Source organism: Neobacillus mesonae, assembly GCF_001636315.1.
In the GTDB taxonomy this organism is placed as follows: Bacteria; Bacillota; Bacilli; order Bacillales; family Cytobacillaceae; genus Neobacillus; species Neobacillus mesonae.
The window spans coordinates 2343680-2360667 of record NZ_KV440949.1; the positions used below are offsets into that span (position 1 = coordinate 2343680).

Annotated in this window: 22 protein-coding genes; 9 read left to right on the plus strand and 13 right to left on the minus strand. The window is 41.9% G+C overall.

Going from position 1 to position 16988, the window contains the following annotated elements:
- Positions 1-64 precede the first annotated feature (64 nt).
- Positions 65-520, plus strand: a complete 456-nt coding sequence (locus A6749_RS11045) for a Dps family protein (protein ID WP_066389401.1) — start codon at positions 65-67, stop codon at positions 518-520.
- A 541-nt stretch (positions 521-1061) separates the two neighbouring features.
- Here the strand turns inward: A6749_RS11045 and A6749_RS11060 are convergent.
- From A6749_RS11060 to A6749_RS11075, 4 genes are all read right to left on the minus strand, one after another.
- Positions 1062-2315 carry a fused response regulator/phosphatase gene (locus A6749_RS11060; protein ID WP_084798066.1) on the minus strand — a complete coding sequence of 418 codons (1254 nt, stop codon included), beginning with the start codon at positions 2313-2315 and terminating at the stop codon, positions 1062-1064.
- Positions 2316-2397: 82 nt separating this feature from the next.
- Positions 2398-3165, minus strand: a complete 768-nt coding sequence (sigB, locus tag A6749_RS11065; protein ID WP_066389407.1) for an RNA polymerase sigma factor SigB — start codon at positions 3163-3165, stop codon at positions 2398-2400.
- The gene (gene rsbW / locus A6749_RS11070) at positions 3131-3613 is read right to left on the minus strand and encodes an anti-sigma B factor RsbW (protein ID WP_066389409.1); all 483 of its coding nucleotides are present in this window, start codon (positions 3611-3613) and stop codon (positions 3131-3133) included. The genes sigB and rsbW overlap by 35 nt, the downstream gene beginning before the upstream one ends.
- A gap of 12 nt (positions 3614-3625) precedes the next feature.
- The gene (locus tag A6749_RS11075) at positions 3626-3940 is read right to left on the minus strand and encodes an anti-sigma factor antagonist (RefSeq protein ID WP_066389410.1); all 315 of its coding nucleotides are present in this window, start codon (positions 3938-3940) and stop codon (positions 3626-3628) included.
- A 914-nt stretch (positions 3941-4854) separates the two neighbouring features.
- Here A6749_RS11075 and A6749_RS28615 point away from each other — a divergent pair.
- Positions 4855-5010 (plus strand): hypothetical protein, encoded by a 156-nt coding sequence (locus tag A6749_RS28615; RefSeq protein WP_164745731.1) that lies wholly within the window; start codon positions 4855-4857, stop codon positions 5008-5010.
- 67 nt (positions 5011-5077) lie between these two features.
- Here the strand turns inward: A6749_RS28615 and A6749_RS11080 are convergent, their stop codons facing one another.
- The 4 genes from A6749_RS11080 to A6749_RS11095 all read right to left on the minus strand — a co-directional run bounded on the left by A6749_RS11080 (position 5078) and on the right by A6749_RS11095 (position 8537).
- Complete coding sequence (locus A6749_RS11080) at positions 5078-6280, minus strand: MFS transporter (RefSeq protein WP_066389411.1); 1203 nt, start codon at positions 6278-6280, stop codon at positions 5078-5080.
- Positions 6281-6292: 12 nt separating this feature from the next.
- On the minus strand, positions 6293-6676 hold the full coding sequence (locus tag A6749_RS11085; RefSeq protein WP_084798067.1) for a MarR family winged helix-turn-helix transcriptional regulator: 384 nt from the start codon (positions 6674-6676) through the stop codon (positions 6293-6295).
- A gap of 247 nt (positions 6677-6923) precedes the next feature.
- Entirely contained in the window at positions 6924-7955 is a 1032-nt protein-coding gene (locus A6749_RS11090; protein ID WP_066389412.1) for a S66 family peptidase, read from the minus strand.
- Positions 7956-8069: 114 nt separating this feature from the next.
- On the minus strand, positions 8070-8537 hold the full coding sequence (locus A6749_RS11095) for a hypothetical protein (protein ID WP_066389418.1): 468 nt from the start codon (positions 8535-8537) through the stop codon (positions 8070-8072).
- A gap of 171 nt (positions 8538-8708) precedes the next feature.
- On the opposite strand from A6749_RS11095, the gene A6749_RS11100 reads away from it, so the two are divergent.
- The gene (locus A6749_RS11100) at positions 8709-9320 is read left to right on the plus strand and encodes a VanZ family protein (protein WP_066389419.1); all 612 of its coding nucleotides are present in this window, start codon (positions 8709-8711) and stop codon (positions 9318-9320) included.
- The gene (locus A6749_RS11105) at positions 9301-9492 is read left to right on the plus strand and encodes a hypothetical protein (protein WP_066389421.1); all 192 of its coding nucleotides are present in this window, start codon (positions 9301-9303) and stop codon (positions 9490-9492) included. Before A6749_RS11100 ends, A6749_RS11105 begins: the two co-directional genes overlap by 20 nt.
- A 293-nt stretch (positions 9493-9785) precedes the next feature.
- Here the strand turns inward: A6749_RS11105 and A6749_RS11110 are convergent, their stop codons facing one another.
- Positions 9786-10079, minus strand: a complete 294-nt coding sequence (locus tag A6749_RS11110; protein ID WP_066389423.1) for an RNA polymerase alpha subunit C-terminal domain-containing protein — start codon at positions 10077-10079, stop codon at positions 9786-9788.
- A gap of 214 nt (positions 10080-10293) precedes the next feature.
- Between A6749_RS11110 and A6749_RS11115 the strand changes: the two genes are divergently transcribed.
- Positions 10294-10797 (plus strand): DUF402 domain-containing protein, encoded by a 504-nt coding sequence (locus A6749_RS11115; RefSeq protein WP_066389425.1) that lies wholly within the window; start codon positions 10294-10296, stop codon positions 10795-10797.
- Between the two features lie 32 nt (positions 10798-10829).
- Entirely contained in the window at positions 10830-11369 is a 540-nt protein-coding gene (locus tag A6749_RS11120; RefSeq protein ID WP_066389430.1) for a GNAT family N-acetyltransferase, read from the plus strand.
- Between the two features lie 60 nt (positions 11370-11429).
- On the opposite strand, the gene bacA is transcribed toward A6749_RS11120, so the two are convergent.
- The 3 genes from bacA to A6749_RS11135 form a co-directional block, all read right to left on the minus strand.
- Positions 11430-12233 carry an undecaprenyl-diphosphate phosphatase gene (bacA, locus tag A6749_RS11125; protein WP_066389432.1) on the minus strand — a complete coding sequence of 268 codons (804 nt, stop codon included), beginning with the start codon at positions 12231-12233 and terminating at the stop codon, positions 11430-11432.
- 249 nt (positions 12234-12482) lie between these two features.
- The gene (locus A6749_RS11130) at positions 12483-12809 is read right to left on the minus strand and encodes an AzlD domain-containing protein (protein WP_066389433.1); all 327 of its coding nucleotides are present in this window, start codon (positions 12807-12809) and stop codon (positions 12483-12485) included.
- Entirely contained in the window at positions 12800-13519 is a 720-nt protein-coding gene (locus A6749_RS11135; RefSeq protein ID WP_066389434.1) for an AzlC family ABC transporter permease, read from the minus strand. Before A6749_RS11135 ends, A6749_RS11130 begins: the two co-directional genes overlap by 10 nt.
- 108 nt (positions 13520-13627) lie before the next feature.
- Here A6749_RS11135 and A6749_RS11140 point away from each other — a divergent pair, with 108 nt between their 5' ends.
- Positions 13628-15007, plus strand: a complete 1380-nt coding sequence (locus A6749_RS11140; protein ID WP_066389435.1) for an aminotransferase-like domain-containing protein — start codon at positions 13628-13630, stop codon at positions 15005-15007.
- Positions 15008-15047: 40 nt separating this feature from the next.
- Here the strand turns inward: A6749_RS11140 and A6749_RS29145 are convergent, their stop codons facing one another.
- Entirely contained in the window at positions 15048-15182 is a 135-nt protein-coding gene (locus A6749_RS29145; protein WP_269085695.1) for a hypothetical protein, read from the minus strand.
- Between the two features lie 125 nt (positions 15183-15307).
- Between A6749_RS29145 and A6749_RS11145 the strand changes: the two genes are divergently transcribed.
- Positions 15308-15730, plus strand: a complete 423-nt coding sequence (locus A6749_RS11145; protein ID WP_066389441.1) for an SRPBCC family protein — start codon at positions 15308-15310, stop codon at positions 15728-15730.
- A 194-nt stretch (positions 15731-15924) separates the two neighbouring features.
- Positions 15925-16983, plus strand: a complete 1059-nt coding sequence (locus tag A6749_RS11150) for a C45 family autoproteolytic acyltransferase/hydolase (RefSeq protein ID WP_066389443.1) — start codon at positions 15925-15927, stop codon at positions 16981-16983.
- Positions 16984-16988: the final 5 nt, after the last annotated feature.

Sequence of the window (16988 nt, forward strand, 5' to 3'; positions counted from 1 at the left end):
ACTAGTTTCAAAGAGTCACCAGCAGGGTATCTAATAGGTAACGACACTTTTGGAGGTAGTTACCATGGTAAAAACAATGGAAAAAGTATCCAATACACTAAATAAACAAGTCGCCAATTTTTCGGTTCTTTATATGAAGCTGCATCATTATCATTGGTACGTGAAGGGTGAAAACTTCTTCACACTGCATGTGAAATTTGAGGAGTTATATAAGGAAGCCTCGTTACATCTCGATACGATTGCCGAAAGGATGCTGGCCGTGGGAGAGAAACCGGCTGCTACCTTGAAGGAGCATTTGGAAATGGCTTCGGTTGAAGAAGCATCCAACTCCGGCGAAGAAATCTCCGCTTCGGAAATGGTTAAAGAGCTGGTTGATGACTTTGACACTATATGTAAAGAGCTTACAGATGGAATTAGTGTGGCCGAGGACAGTGACGACCAGCCAACCGCCGACATGTTCATCAGCATCCGCACATCGTTAGAAAAACATAAATGGATGCTACAGGCATACTTGGGATAATCAATTAATGAAAACGGGCCTTTTTTAATGAAGGGCCGTTTTCTCTTAAGAGAGAGCATGTCATTCGGTAGTTTAAAGACAGTTTTGGCATGGAACCTTGGAATTTTGTCCTTCGTCCTAGCGATGAAGGACATTTTCCATGGGAAACCTGCTTCGTTTGGTCTCCATCACGCCGATGAAGGACATTTTGCATGGGAAGCCTGCTTCGTTTGGTCTTCATCACGCTGATGAAGGACATTTTGCATGCGAAACCTGCTTCGTTTGGTCTTCATCACGCCGATGAAGGACATTTTGCATGGGAAGCCTGCTTCGTTTGGTCTTCATCACGCCGATGAAGGACATTTTGCATGCGAAACCTGCTTCGTTTGGTCTTCATCACGCCGATGAAGGACATTTTGCATGGGAAACCTACTTCGTTTGGTCTCCATCACGCCGATGAAGGACATTTTGCAAAAGAGTCTACTAATTTTGTCCTTCATCCCAACAAAGAAAATTCATTTTTTGTGAAAAGTCCATATCAGCAGAACTTCCGACACTATTTTTAACAACCAGCTGAAATTAGCACCAAACATATATCGTCCTTCGGGGCATTCAGCTGATCCGCACTTAGCTGCAGCCGCTCGAGCAGCTCCTCTGCATCATCGGCAGCACCGACAGAATCCTGAAGGCCGCTAACCAACCGCTCCATACCATCCCCGTACTCGTCCTCGAGCCACTCCGACAGCCCGTCCGTGTAGAGCAGAATCCGCGCCTCTTCCTGATATTCAATAACACCTTTTGTAATCTCAATTTCATCAAAAAAGCCCAGCGCACAGGAACCAAAAGTCAATTGCTTTAACTCATCATCTACAATCGCAATCCCCGCCGGATGCCCGGCATTGACATACTCTATTGTCCGCGCCTCGGTGTCCAAAACAAAATAAATCGCCGTAAAATAGTAATTGATCAAGCTATCTGGCATTTGCAGCTGGTTCATCCGCCGGTTCAGCTCCTGCATAACTGCCTCAGGGTCGGCCATCCCCATAATCGTATCTTTTAAAACAGAATATATGTACATGCACACAAGCGAGGATGAAATCCCGTGGCCCATCACGTCCAGCAAAATTACACCATACCGGGTCGGGGAAATCCGGTACCACGCATATAAATCACCGGCGAGTTCAAATGAAGGCTTGTAGACAGCCGAAATGGTCACATTGTCTCCCAAAAGCGGCCCGCTCAGCATGCTGCGCTGCACCTGCTTCGCCAGGTCCAGCTCATATTGAATCCGCTGGTCCCGCTCCTTCCGCAAGTCCTTCTCCTTTTTCAAACGTAAAACGGAACGCATCCGCGCTAGCAGCTCGACTTTATTGATCGGCTTCAACACGTAATCAAGCGCACCGGCATCCATCGCCTCGGCCATCTTGTAGGAATCGCCCATCGCGGTGACAAATATAATCGGCAGGTCGTGGTACCGCGGATCCGCTAAAATCGTGCGGCAGGCTTCCATCCCATCAATCTCCGGCATCATCAAATCCATCAAAACCAAATCCACCTGAACCTCCGCTGCATGCGCCCCGATCGGTCCAGATACAACATGCGAAGCAGTACCAGATACCGTATCGGATGCAGGTCTCGTCACAGATTCAACCCCAAGAGAATCCGAAGACCCTGCCGCACCTCCATCTATCCGCAGATGCTGATATAATTCCTTAGCAGAGGACATCAAGAGGATTTTTCGATAACCGGCCCGCCTCAGAATTTTTTCGATAATCATGAGATTTGTGGCATTATCATCCACAATAACGATATTCATTGTATGCAACGCTGGTTTCTCCTTTCGAAAAGGTGCCTAACACCCGCTGTGCTCCCATGAACGCAACCGGTGTCAGGCACCTTTATTTCGTGAGTGCTTTTCTGAGTTTTTCGAGCGCTTTTTTTTGCAGGCGGGAGACGTGCATTTGTGAGATGCCGAGGGCTTCGCCGGTTTCCTTTTGGCTTTTGTTTTCTAAAAAAGTGCATTGAAGTATCTCTCGTTCCCTGTCCGTCAACACTGGCAGGGCGCTTTCCAGCAGCAGCTTTCGGTCCACTTTTTCAAAGTTGTCATCGTGCGACCCGATAATATCCAAAGCCGTTACCGCGCTGCCCTCGGAGCTGGTTTCAATTGGCTGATCGACAGAGGCCGCTTGATAGCTTTTGCCCATTTCCATCGCTTCGAGCACATCCTCTTCGGACACATCCAAATACTCGGCGATTTCCTGAACCTTCGGCGAGCGCTGATAGCGGTTGGTGAGCTCGTCCATAACGGAATTGATTTTCGTCCACAATTCCTTAATCCCTCTTGGCACATGGACACTCCAGGTTTTATCCCGTAAAAACCGTTTGATTTCGCCAATGACAGTCGGGATTAAATAAGATTCAAATGATTTTCCGGCGCCTGGCTCGTATCTCCTGATGGCAGCTAAAAAACCAACCATTCCGACCTGCATAATATCCTCATGAAAGCTTCTGCCCTTTGAATATTTTCGCGCAAGGCTTGCGACAAGTCCTGTATAATGCTCAACTAAGATGGTTTGCGCAGCGTCATCCTCGTCCTCTTGAAACCTTAGAATCAACGCCTCGATCTCTTCTTTAGACCGTTTCGCCGTTCGAGATGGATTCGTCACGATTTTCACGCTCCCCACTTAGTTGCTTCATCATGAAGACCGTGACACCTGAATTATTCAACACACGGACCTCATCCATGAGCGTTTCGATTAAAAAGAGACCTAACCCTCCCTCAGCGAGCTGATCGACGGTGCTTGATTCTGTATAAGGCTTGAGGGCTTTTTTCGTCTCAAGAAAATCAAAACTCCTTCCGCTGTCCGCAACCATTATTTCGAGCTTATCCTCGTAAACCGCAAAACCAACAATCATTTCGCCGCCCTCATCATTCGTGTACGCATGCTGAACGCAATTCGTTGTTGCCTCGCTGACGGCAATTTTCATATCTTCAATTTCTGCGTATGTAAACCCCATGCGGCTGGCAACTCCTGATAACGTTAATCTGACAACACCTACGTAGTCCGGTTTGGCCGGAACTTTAATTTCGATATAATCCATCACTTGCTTCATCGTCCTCCACCCTTAATTTGCAGAAATATTCATCACGTGACTTAAGCCGGTAATCTCAAACAGACGCTTCAATCGATCAGACAGTTCGATCAGCTGCAATTCGCCGCCTGTATTTTTCAGTTGTTTAAACAAACCAACAAACACGCCGAGCCCGGTGCTATCTAAGTAGGACACATCCTGCAGGTTAACAATGATTGTTTTGTTTCCCCCTTCCGCCAGGGGCAGTAACTCCTCCCGTAGCTTCGGCGCCGTAAAGGCATCAATCTCACCGGCCAGCTTCACCTCAATTTCCCTATCATTTTTCTGTTTCTCTATTTTTAAATCCATTTCATAATCACCTCTGATAGTTTACTAGTTACATACCCGCTCATTCCGAATGCTAAACCTCTTTTTTGAAAAAATTTTTTCTTTTAAAATTATACCAAAATATGCTAGGCGGCCGAATAGACCATATGACCTAGCGGATTGCATCCCGCTCCCTTATCAGTGACCACCGTTTATGCTTCGAGCGCTTTTTCATTGGAATCACTTCTCGCGGGTTTTCTGCAAGTTTTGTTTCCAATGACCCTGATTGGAATCACTTCTCATGTTTTTTCTCCGAGTTTGTTTCCAATGACCCTGATTGGAATCACTTCTCTCTTTTTTTCTCCAAGTTTTGTTTCCAATGACCCTGATTGGAATCACTTTTCGTGGGTTTTCTCCGAGTTTTGTTTCAAATGACCCTGATTGGAATCACTTTTCTCTTTTTTCCTCTCAGTTTTGTTTCCAATGACCCTGATTGGAATCACTTCTCTCTTTTTTTCTCCAAGTTTTGTTTCCAATGACCCTGATTGGAATCACTTTTCGTGGGTTTTCTCCGAGTTTTGTTTCCAATAACCCTGATTGGAATCACTTTTCTCTTTTTTCCTCTCAGTTTTGTTTCCAATGACCCTGATTGGAATCACTTCTCTCTGTTTTTCTCCGAGTTTTGTTTCCAATAACCCTGATTGGAATCACTTTTCTCTTTTTTCCTCTCAGTTTTGTTTCCAATGACCCCGATTGGAATCACTTTTCTCTCTTTTTCTCCGAGTTTTGTTTCCAATAACCCTGATTGGAATCACTTTTCTCTCTTTTCCTCTCAGTTTTGTTTCCAATGACCTCGAATGGAATCACTTTTCTCCACTCCCTCTGAGACTTTTTTCCAATAACCCGTTTAAACTTTTATAAACAGGGTATTTAAAAGGACAAGGAGGAGAAATCAGATGGATAAACAATATGAAAAGTTAAGGTACTCTGATAATAGCTCCATGGCGCGGGATTTGAAGGAGATCAAAAAGCTTGGCAAGGAAATGGAGCAGGAGAAAACCGGCAAAGAGTTGAAGAAAGAGGACGGGCTCACGCAGGACCCGAAGCAATAACAAAGGGTGTCAGGCACCATGTGAAAATTTCACATGGTGCCTGACACCCTTCACTGTAACGACATCTTTAAATTGCATCTGCTCCGACTGCCGCGGTCTCTTTTCGTTTTCCGTGCATGAAGTAGTAGAGAACCGTGCTGGCTAGGGCGACGATGGCCATGATGAGATATAGGTTACGGTAGCCGGTTAATGGGATGATATAGCCGATTACGTATGGGCCAAATCCCAGTCCGGCGTCCAGTGCGATAAAGTACGTAGATGTTGCCAATCCCATCCTCTCAAGCGGTGTTACTTTCACGGCAATGGCCTGTGAACAAGATTGGATATTTCCGAACCCGAATCCAATCAGGACTGCGGCAAGTAAGAAGATTGTGCCGCTCCCGGCTATACTTAATAAGAATAATCCTGCTGCAAAAAGAAGAAAAGTAGGATACATCACTGAGTTGGCGCCTTTCACATCCATTAATCGTCCTGTGATGGGACGAGATACTAAGATTGCTACAGCATAGACGATAAAGAAAAAGCTTGCCACATCTACTAAATGAATTTCAATCGCAAAGAAATTGATAAAAGATAGGACGCTTGCGTAGCCAATGCTGGCAATCATTGTGACTAATGCAATCGGCAGCGCTTTAGGCTCAATATAATTGGAAAGCTTGAATCCTCCCTTGACCGCCGCTTTTTTGGCAGCTGCTTTCACTTCCGGCACTTTCATAAAAAGGGCAATGATGAAGCTGATGATTCCTAATACTAAGCAGAAGCTAAAAATGGCTGTGTAGCTTGTATGCTGGCTCATGTAAATTCCGATGAAGGGCCCGATAGCAGTGGCCAAAGTGGTACTCATGCTGTAGTAGCCAATCCCTTCACCTTTACGTGCAGCCGGAATAATCTGGGCGACAATGGTTCCTGTTGCGGTACTTGCCACCCCTAAAGCTAAACCATGTACCAACCGGGTAAATAGTAAAAAGCTAACCCCTAAATCAATAAAGTATAATAAAGATGTCAAAATAAAAAAGATCAGGCCGAATAACATCGTTTTCCTATTACCGACAGATTCGATAATGCGGCCGATGACAAGACGCCCAATTAAGGTTCCGATAATAAAAATCCCCGTCGCAAGTCCAGCTTGAGCTTCACTGGCATGGTAATGATCGACGGCGTAAACCGCGATGGTCACCAATAATAAATAAAAGATTAAGTATAAGAAAAAGTTCGCGGCCGAAATAATGATAAAATCCTTCGTCCACAATTTTGGTCTTGTTTCCTCCACTCTCTCCATCTCCTATTGAATAATATTTTTTCGTATTTCCTCCATCATAGTGATGGTCGTTTTTAACTCTTCCTCTGATATCCCCTGTAAAATTTCTTCTTCGTATTCATCAACCGTCACACGAACGGTTTGATACAATTGTTTACCTGCGTCCGTCAATTGCATCCGTTTTTCGCGTTTATCCTCTCCAGGGACATGCGCGACATAGCCTAATTTCTCTAATTGACTAATCGTCCTGGTGATGGTTGGTTTCTCGACACCCTGGTAATTGGAAAGCTCCACCAATGTGGCTGAGCCGAAGTTTTCCAGGTAGTAAATAATTGTCCATTGCGCCCGGTGCAGCTCATGCTTGCCAAGCTCGATATTTAGCCTTCTTTCAAACGGGCGATACAGCATTAGTAGTTGATGAAAAAACTTTCGTGAGTAATTAATTGTCAATCACCGTCCAAATTAGTTATCAAGAGTAATAGTTATCAAAGGTAACTATCTAACGTTAACAGAATTGAGTAAATGTGTCAATACTGTGAACGATTAATCCCCCATTCTTACCTAAAAAGGGTGTCAGGCACCATGTGAATTTTTCACATAGTGCCTGACACCCTTTAACTAGGCCCCTTTTATTTAGTATAGGCAGATATAAAAGCTATTCCACCCCGCTTTCGAGAATTGAAAATGTCACCTTTGTACAATCAATTTCTGCCATTGCCCCATACGGCAAAATAAACTTTGGTTCGGTGTGGCCGAAATTCAAATTATAAAGAATCGGCAGGTCCTCTAAAGAGTATTCCTTCATCACCTTCAAGATTTCATGTTTATATTCTTCGTAATACATCTCATCTTGCGGCTTACCAAAAATAATTCCCTTCGTTTTCTGCAGAATTCCTTGGGCCGCATAATTACGCAGCCAATACCGAATATACGTGGGATCTGGCTTATCCTCAGATGTTTCAAAGAAAAGAATGCTATTTTCCCAATATTTTTTCTCAGGCCAAAGTTCCGTTCCTTTCACAAACTCCAGCACTTCGATACATCCGCCAATCAAACGCCCTTGGGCTATACCTGATCCTTGAAGCAGTTCATATCCCGTGTTCGGCCGCATCTTCCGACGTTTATCTTTATTCGCTTCAATCCACTCCAAACGCTCACTCGTCCATTCTTTAACCGGTTGAATTTCGCCAATAGCCTCAGTGGAAAAAAGCGTCCGCTTCACCATTTCAATCGTATACGGATCCATCTCCACGTTTTCAGCAAAATCAGTTAAAATCGCCGGACCGTAAAAGGAAGAAACCCCCGCTTTATGACAAAATAAATGAGAAATAGTCACATCGGAGTACCCCATAAAAATTTTCGGATTTTTGCGGATTACATCAAAATCAATATAAAGAAGTAAGCGAATACTTTCCTCCCCGCCAATATTAGCAAAGATTCCCTTAATCCTTTCATCGCTAAACGCCGTCATCAAATCCTCCGCACGAGCCTGGGGATTGTTATAAAGATACTCTCCGCCCTTCAAACTATTGGGCATCGGGACAACCTTCAACCCAAAAACCTCTTCCAGTCTCTTTACTCCTTGCTCATAACGCCATCTAAGCTCAGGGTCACCTGCCCCGCCCCAGGAAGGACTTACCGTCGCTACACAATCGCCCGGCTGAAATTTCTTCGGCTTGATTAACACATTCACTCTCTCCCTTATATCCTTCGATTAACAGAAACATTTTTAAATACTTATTCGCTTATCAATATTAGTTTCCTTCTTTTCATTCACAAAAAAAGAGCCAACTTTAAGCAGTCAGCCCGCGGGTTCATTTTGAAAAGTAATTTTTTCATAAAACTTCTGAAAGGCGTAATTGATAAAGGCATTTGTAACAAGAAGGGCAAAAAACATGGTTTGGCTAACCTTAATTTTAAAGAAGTTTATTTTTCTAAAAAAAGCGAGGATCGGAAACGCATATATGTAATCGGCGACGATATTGATTAAGGAATATAAGAAAAATTTCCCCTTCGACAAATGGAACGCCCATAAATTTGCGAAAAAGTATGGTCCTGCAATTAAAACCAGCACATGACACATCATCGCAGCTGGTCCGCCCTTTACTTTCCAAAGCTTGTGAACAGTAAAATAGAAAATCTCGATCATAACCACGGTAGATGAAAATAAGGTCACTGGCAAATATTTAATGAACGATTTCTTTGGAAGCTGCCAGGCCGCCAAAATGGAACATAACACTAAAACGGTTCTAATTATATTTTTTAACATCCGATAAAGTCCTCCAACGTTTTTTTTAATTTGTTCAATGAAAATGATTATTATACCAAGCGGGGCAATGGATTTAGTGCAAATAAAAGTCTGTATCAGCGGATGATACAGGCTTTTATTTAGAATCTTCTATTTCCTAAAAATGTTATAATATAGAAAAGGAGTAAAAGGATGGACTTTATGCTGTTAAACTCTTCACTCGCCTATTTGCTTGGATTTATTGCAAGTTTAGTTTATGTCATTGTTCAATTATGCAGAAGGTTTTTTGGAAAAAAGGAATTAAGCCTGTGGCGGATATTTCTATTTGCTACCTTTTTTATCTATATTTCTGTTGTTATAGGACTTACTCTTTTCCCCATACCAGTAGGTTCTCATTTGTTATCTGTTCTTAGGGGGAATAGTTATTTTTCCAATAATAATTTTATACCGTTCAAATCCATCATCGAAACAGCATCCTTACATATTAGAACAGCAAACTGGTATCAATTAATCAGACAATTAGGCGGAAATCTGTTCTTATTATTTCCTTTAGGAATCTATTTGCCGCTGTTGTTCAAGCTGCGTTTTAAAACTTTATTGTTGCTGGGGATTGGTTCCTCATTATCGATTGAAATGTTGCAATTCCTTATTGGACGGATGATCCAACTAAACTACCGCTCTATTGACGTTGATGACCTTATTCTCAATTCTGCCGGCGCAGTAATCGGTTATCTGATGATGAAATATTTTATGATGGCTTTTTTTAAAAAGAATACTTCACTAAATGAATGGTTGGGGGCTTGAGAAAGTGAAAAATTCGCTTTACACGTTATATTTTGTGGTGCTGGCAATTGTTTCGATTTTCACAGGAGAAATTGTCACATTTGTGATGCTCGGAGTTATATTAATTAGTTTGACCAATATCCATACTACATTAAAAGATATATTAAAAACGTTGAAGGATAAGGGGAAATAACCGGATAAGGTGTTTATATAATACATAGGCGTGCACGTTGGGATTTTCTATGTGCACGCCGCTGGGGCTTTTTCTATTTAATGTGTTCATTGGAACCCTCTATGTGCACTTTTTTAGCAATTTCCCTTCTAAATGTGTTCATTGAAACCCTCTATGGGCACCTTTTTAGCAATTCTCTTTCTAAATGTGTTCATTGAAATCGTCCATATAAAGCTTTTAAAAACTCCTTATATAATAGCGAAATTTTCCTCATCCTAAATAAAAAAAACCCCCTATAAAAGGAAGATTCCGTTTTAGTTTCTAAATGATAGCCCCTTTTCCTCCAACGCTGCCCGAAGCTTCGGCAGTGACGCCTGCCCCATGCCGTGAAATTGCAAAATTTCTTTTTCACTATATATCGCCAGATCCTCTAAAGTGGTAATCCCCTTGTTCTCCAATGCGCGTCTTGCCGGTGCCGAAAGCAATGAAAGAAATCCGCTTTCCGGTTTGCGTTCCTGCTCGCACGTCGGACAGGTTGGACAATCACTGCTTTTATAAAACTTATGTCCTTTCTCGCAAGTTCTTAAGGTCTTTTTGGACGTTGTCATATTAAAATCACCTCTTTTTTTTCTGTAAAAATCTCTTTCATCTGTCATTATATCCCGTTGAATACATTTCCCTCAGTCTCAAGTTCTTTTCCATTGGTAATTCAATAATATAAAGATTCGTTAAGCTATGGCCATTTCCTTTTTTAAAAAATAAAAGGAAATTAATTATCGTAAAGCGAAATAAATGAAGAAGTTTCATTTTAGGAGGATCACCTTGAACAACACGCTGACAATCAAAGCCTTAAAGTTTCCCGATATCCCTCATTATGAGTGGGAAGGAACCATCCTGCAAAAAACGCCTGATTATATCATTGTCCATTGCAAATATGGGCGGAAATTAGTTCACCATACAAAAAAGAAGGTTTTCACTATACCTAATACCTCTATAGAGTATTTTTCATTCAAGGAATGGTTTACCGCCGCGCTGGAAGTTGAAGACAGTGCGCTCGTTTCTGGTTATTGCAATGTTGCCATGCCTTCTGTGTTAAAAAATAATGAACTACAATTTGTCGATTTGGACCTGGATTATATAAAAAAGAGAAACCAGGATTGGGAAGTGGTCGACGAAGATGAATTTGAATCCAACAGTTTGAAATATCAATATCCACCGGAATTAAAGCAAGAAGCTCTATTGGCTTTAGAAAGGCTGCAGGATTTTGTGAAGAGCGGCAGATTCCCTTTTAATCAGGAAATTGTGTCACTATTAAAGCGAAGTTGAAACTGCTCAAAATAATTGGAGGCGATTTTTCAATGATTGAACTAAAATATTTTGACCGCTCAGATTTCAAACAACTGATTGATTGGATTGATTCCCCTCAATTCATGCTTCAATGGTCAGGTCCTACTTTTGAATACCCTTTAACGGAAAGTCAGTTGGAAAAATACATCGAGAATGCCAATAGCGAAAACGCAGAAGCCATGATTTATAAAGTAATAGAAAGCGAAACGGGAAAGGTTATTGGCCATATTTCTTTAGGAAGAATCGACCAAAAACACAAATCGGCCAGAATCGGAAAAGTGTTAATCGGCGACCAAAGTGTACGCGGCAAAGGAATCGGGCAGCAAATGATTAACGAAATCCTAAAAATTGCCTTTGAGGAACTCCACCTGCACCGTGTCAGCCTAGGCGTATTTGACTTCAACACCTCTGCCATCACCTGCTACGAAAAAGCCGGATTCATCAAAGAGGGATTACTCAGAGATTCGAGTAAAAACGGTGATGAATACTGGAGCCAATGGGAAATGAGTATTTTAGAAAATGAATGGCAGGAGATGAAGCACGGACTTTAAAGCGGTAATTTTCCCCAATAAATTAGACCCCACTGGGAACTGGGGTCTTTTTAGTTTAAATTAAAGAATAATAAATGCAAACACGATGGCAAGAAGAATACGATAATACGCGAATGTTGAAAGCCTTACTTTGTCCAGTAATTTTAGGAATCCAATACAGGCGAACAATGCTACGACAAAGGCTGTTACAAACCCGATCACAAAAGTAGTGATATCTCCGGAAGTTATTGCATCCATATTTTTCAATACATCTAAACCTGTCGCTCCCACCATAATGGGTAAGGCTAGAATAAAGGAAAATTCAGCAGCTGTTTTTTGGCTTGCGCCTACTAATAATCCTCCAGAAATGGTAGAACCGGCTCTTGAGAATCCAGGCCAAACAGCCAAGCATTGGAACAAACCAATATATAATGCTTGTTTATAGGATAATTGATCAATGGTGTTTGCCGTAACCGTTGTATTCCTTTTGTCCGCATAAATTAATAAAAAGGCGCCGACGACTAACCCAACCAAAACAACCGTGGTTGAGAACAGGACATTTTTTATAAAATCATGTAATACGAAGCCAACAATAACTGCTGGAAGAACGCCTAAAAATACATGGAGAAGATTGAGTCTCTTCCCGTTGTTTTCCTTTATATTTAGGCTTTTAAAGTCTAATAGTGAAAAAAATCTTTTCCAATATAAAACGACAATCGCTAGTATGGAACCTAATTGAATGACCACTTCAAATGTCTTCGCTCGATCCCCTTCGAACCCTAATAAATGTCCAGCTAATATGAGATGTCCTGTGGATGAAATGGGCAGATATTCGGTTAACCCTTCAACGATTCCCATTATCAAAGCAATAATATGCTCGCTCATATGTATTTCCTCCTAATCAATTCTACCTATTCATCATACCTGTTAATCACCCAAAACCCTCGTTAATTTTCAGTAAATTTTTTGTTAATTTTAAAAAGGGCGAATAGCCTCCGCTCCTTCAACCAAGTTTTCTTTCAACTATAAGAGAGTATGCCCAATTAAAAAGCCATAGAAATACCGCAACTCTATAAGCTGCCGCATTTCTATGGCCTAAGTCTATAAACCTATCAACATATAAAGGACCAATTTTTAAAAAACCATCCGCAATACCATCATCGCGATAATTCCCACGACCACGGTTCCTAGCAAGCTGCGGGTGACAATCGCCACAATGAAAGCCGGCAGCGCGGCGAATAGCTCAAGGTTTTGCCACAATGGTGCAAGTTTTCCATTTGGCAATATTAATTCCTGTCCAACTAAAGCGGCCATAACGGCAATTGGAACGTAATTTAGCCAGCGCATTGCCCAGTCTGGCAGCTCAACACGGCTCAAGACGGCAATTGGCAGCACTCGCGGAATGAAGGTAACCAGGGCCATACCGAAAATGATTAGAAAAATTGACCATCTTACTTCCATTTCTCCACCGCCATTCCTATGGTTGAAGCCACAACAGTCGCGACAATTACGCCCACGCTGCCGGATGTCAGCATACTTACTACTACCACAATGGCAACCGCACTTAAGGCAACAATAATATCTCTCATAATTTTTTTCCGGGCGGCCATCTGCAGGACAAGAAGTCCAATAAACATTCCCGGCAAGGCAAAATCAAGACCGAATTTTTCCGGATCAGCAATCCATGCTCCGAAATACGCCCCCGCCATATTGGCGATAAACCAGTTTAAATACGCCGTAAGATTGAGACCGTGCATCCATTTTTCACTGATCATTGTCTTACCTGCGGCCGCATTCATGGCAACACCAAATGTCTCATCCGTTAGTAAAGACCCAATTAATATATTCTTAGACGGAGTAAGATGACGAAAATACGGTGATATGGCCGCACTCATAAGAAGATGGCGAAGGTTCACGAAGAAAATCGTAAAGATAATGGCGAAAGCCGGGCTCCCCGCCGCAATCATTGCTGCCGCAATAAATTGACCCGAACCAGCGTATAAAAGCAAGGACATCAAGCCGATTTCTACAAACGATAATCCTGCTGTTTTTTCCACGACACCTGCCGCAAATCCAATACTTAAGTATCCTAATACAGTCGGCAGACAATCCCGCGCCCCGGCCAGGAAGCTGCTTTCCTCCCGTAAAAGAACGTTATTACTTATGTTCATCCTCTTCCTCCATAATTCAAACAATTTGTATAATTTATACTTTATCACCATCATTGTATGGCTTCAATGGTATAATTGTATGCAAGACAATTTTTAGGAGCGGTACATATGCCCGTAAACTCATTTGAAAATTACCCTATGTCATGGAAGCCTGATAAAAAACAGCTTACCCCTCCATTGTATCGGTCCATCGCAAGCCTACTAGAATATGACATTCTCAACGGCTATCTTGCACCGAATACAAAACTTCCGCCTCAACGGGAATTAGCGGATTATCTTGATATTAACCTTAGCACCGTGACAAGAGCGTTTAAAATTTGCGAAGTAAAAGGGTTAATTTATGCAGTAACCGGAAGAGGAACCTTTGTGACGCCTAATGTGCGAAATGCTATTTTCATGGCTGACAGTGATGAAAATAAAAATTCTATCGAGATGGGGATTATCAATCCACTTGACCATACAAACACATTGGTTACGCAAGCTGTTAAAAACATTGCCGAAAAGGATTATCTGGAAAGTTTGCTGGATTACCGACATCCATTGGGGATGCCCTATCATCGAATGGCCGCCAAGAAGTGGATGCAGCGCTTTAACATGGAGGTGCCGATTGAAAATATCGCCATCACATCAGGCGGGCAAAATTCGTTTACATTGGTTTTGACGACCTTATTTCATCCAGGGGATAAAATTGCCGTAGACACCTATACGTATCCTAACTTTATTGAGCTGGCTAAGTTCTTAAATATCCAATTAATCCCGATTGATGGGGATGAGTCTGGTATGCTGCCTGAAAGGTTAGATGCCGTCTGCAGCACAAATAAATTGCAGGGGATTTATTTAATTCCATCGTGCCATAATCCTACTGCCATCACCATGAATATGAATCGCAGGAAGGAAATAGCACAAATCATTAACAAGCATGGGCTTATTTTAATAGAAGATGATGTATACTCTTTCCTGGCTCCGCAAGATTGTTTGCCTATCTCACACTTTGTCCCGGACAAGTTTGTATATATCCTTAGCATCGCCAAGTCCCTGAGTTCCGGCATGAGGGTCGCCTTTACCGCTTTTGCCAATCCGTTTGCTGAAAAAATTACCTATGGGATTTTTAACGTTAACGTAAAAACTTCTGCGTTAAACGCAGAAGTCATAACAGAATTAATCAATTCCGGAGCGGCTGACCAACTCATAAAGGAAAAAAGAGAAATTTCGAAAGAACGGAATCAGCTTTTTCAAAGTTATTTTCAAATGGGGAATCCAAGCGAAAACCCGCTCAGCTTTTTTCGCTGGCTCCCGCTGCGCAAGGAATGGGGTCTTAAATCATTTGAGGAGCATGCCCTTACACAAGGCATTCATGTCTATCATTCCCACCGCTTCCTAGTCAAAAAAGACGAATCCCTGCAATTCATTCGCATCTCCCTAACCTCCCCCAAAGATGCCAATGAACTGGACAAAGGACTTCGCATCCTTAAGAAACTGTTACCATGAAGCACGTGGACTCCTAGTTCTTGTGCTTCATACCATCACTTCACCAAATTTCCTTTATAATCCGAATCAACAATCTTGGGATAAACATTACAATATTCCAAATCACTTCAAATATGATTTCAAAAAAAGTATCTTTAAAAAAGCCGTATCCTCTTTTCTCTTTCCTATTTTTCATACTCATCCTCCAAACAAATTATTTCCCCCTGAATGGGATTTTACTAGGTATTAATTGATGAAGAAAATAAGAGGATTTTTTTAATAAAAAAAAGAAATTATACAATATAGGAGAGTGATTTTATCATGAACATAACCACGAAATTTAAAATACTCAAACCAGCTAATGAGGTATTTGAAGCCATTGTAGACCCGAAAAAAATCGGGGATTTCTGGTTCTCTTCCAGTTCTGAAAGATGGGAACAGGGCAAGTCGATTACACTAAGATACGATGAATACGAAGCGGAAGGTGTTATAAACGTATTAGAGATCACGAAAAATAAGAAAATTGTATTCTCCTGGGGAGAAACGGAAGTGACAATGACACTAAAAGATCTGGATGATAAAAGTACAATCATTGAAGTGATTGAATCAGGTTTTAATGAAAACGATCCAGAATTAATTAACAAAATAGTTGATCAAAAAGGCGGCTGGGTTTATATGCTATCCTGCTTAAAGGGCTATTTGGAACATGGTGTTACTAATTTAAGAGCCTCATTCATTCATTAATTACAGTCAAAAGAGCGATTCTTTTGGCTCTTTTTGCTTTAAACAAATAAGTAAATTGGCATTTTCACCACTACATCCATTTTAACATAATGTTCTAAATCCACACATTACTAGCATACAAAAAATCCCCTCTTCTGGAGTACCTATCAAAAACTATTTATAATAAAAGTAAAGCAGTGAACGGAGGTCCCAGCATGAAAAAGATTTTCGCAGAGGTCATTCAATTCCGTGGTACCCACTATCATTTCGGCATAAAACAAGGAGAACTGCTTAAGGATTCCACTTTGGTCAAAAACCGGGAACGGCAATGGAAGGTACGAAAACCGCTTTTTAAAATTGATATAGAAGAGACGAAACAAATTTTCCAGCGGTTGGCACCGCCTATTTGGGAGGAGTTTTTGGGGCTGCAGGATGCACTACAATGGCCGATGGAACGGGTTTTGCTGGAATTCGGCGGATATCGGCTAAATATTCGTCCTTCCGGCTGCTCGATTTATGTTGGTGAAAATTATATGATCCGAAATTATGATTATCACCCGAAAACCTATGACGGACGGTTCACGATTTACCAGCCGACGGACGGAGGATATGCGACTATAGGTCCGAGCCAGAAAATCACTGGGCGCTGTGACGGTTTAAACGAAAAAGGTCTCGCAATGGGCTATACCTTTATGAATCGGAAACGTCCGGGTGACGGCTTTATCTGCCATATGATCGGCCGGCTTCTCCTCGAACTGTGTGCAACTACCGAGGAAGCTGTTGATCTGCTAAAAGAAATTCCCCATCGCGGTTCCTTCAGCTATGTTTTGTTTGATCAACGATGCGAGACACCCTATATTGTGGAGACGTCGCCAAGAAGAGTGGAAGTTCGGCATGGTTATTCCTGTACCAATCATTTCCAGGTTATGACGGAGGAGAACCGCCACAAGCTGGATGATTCTCAAAAAAGACTAGATATAATCGAAGAGAATCAAGGTTTGAGTGGCAGCGAGGCATACCAGCTTTTAAATGCCACCGATCAAGGTGTTTTTTCTAATCTATACGGAAGCTGGGCAGGAACCATCCATACCGCGGCCTATTTTCCACAAGAATTGGAAGTCTGGTTTGCTCTTGGCGGCGACCAGGTGCCGAGCAAGTTTGATTTTTCCAAATGGCTGAATGGCGAAGACCTCCCGATTAAACGAATTGAGGGCGGGGTTGACACAGATATTCCTTTTGTTCATATGGAGAAAGCGGACTGGTATCGGAACTAAACTTA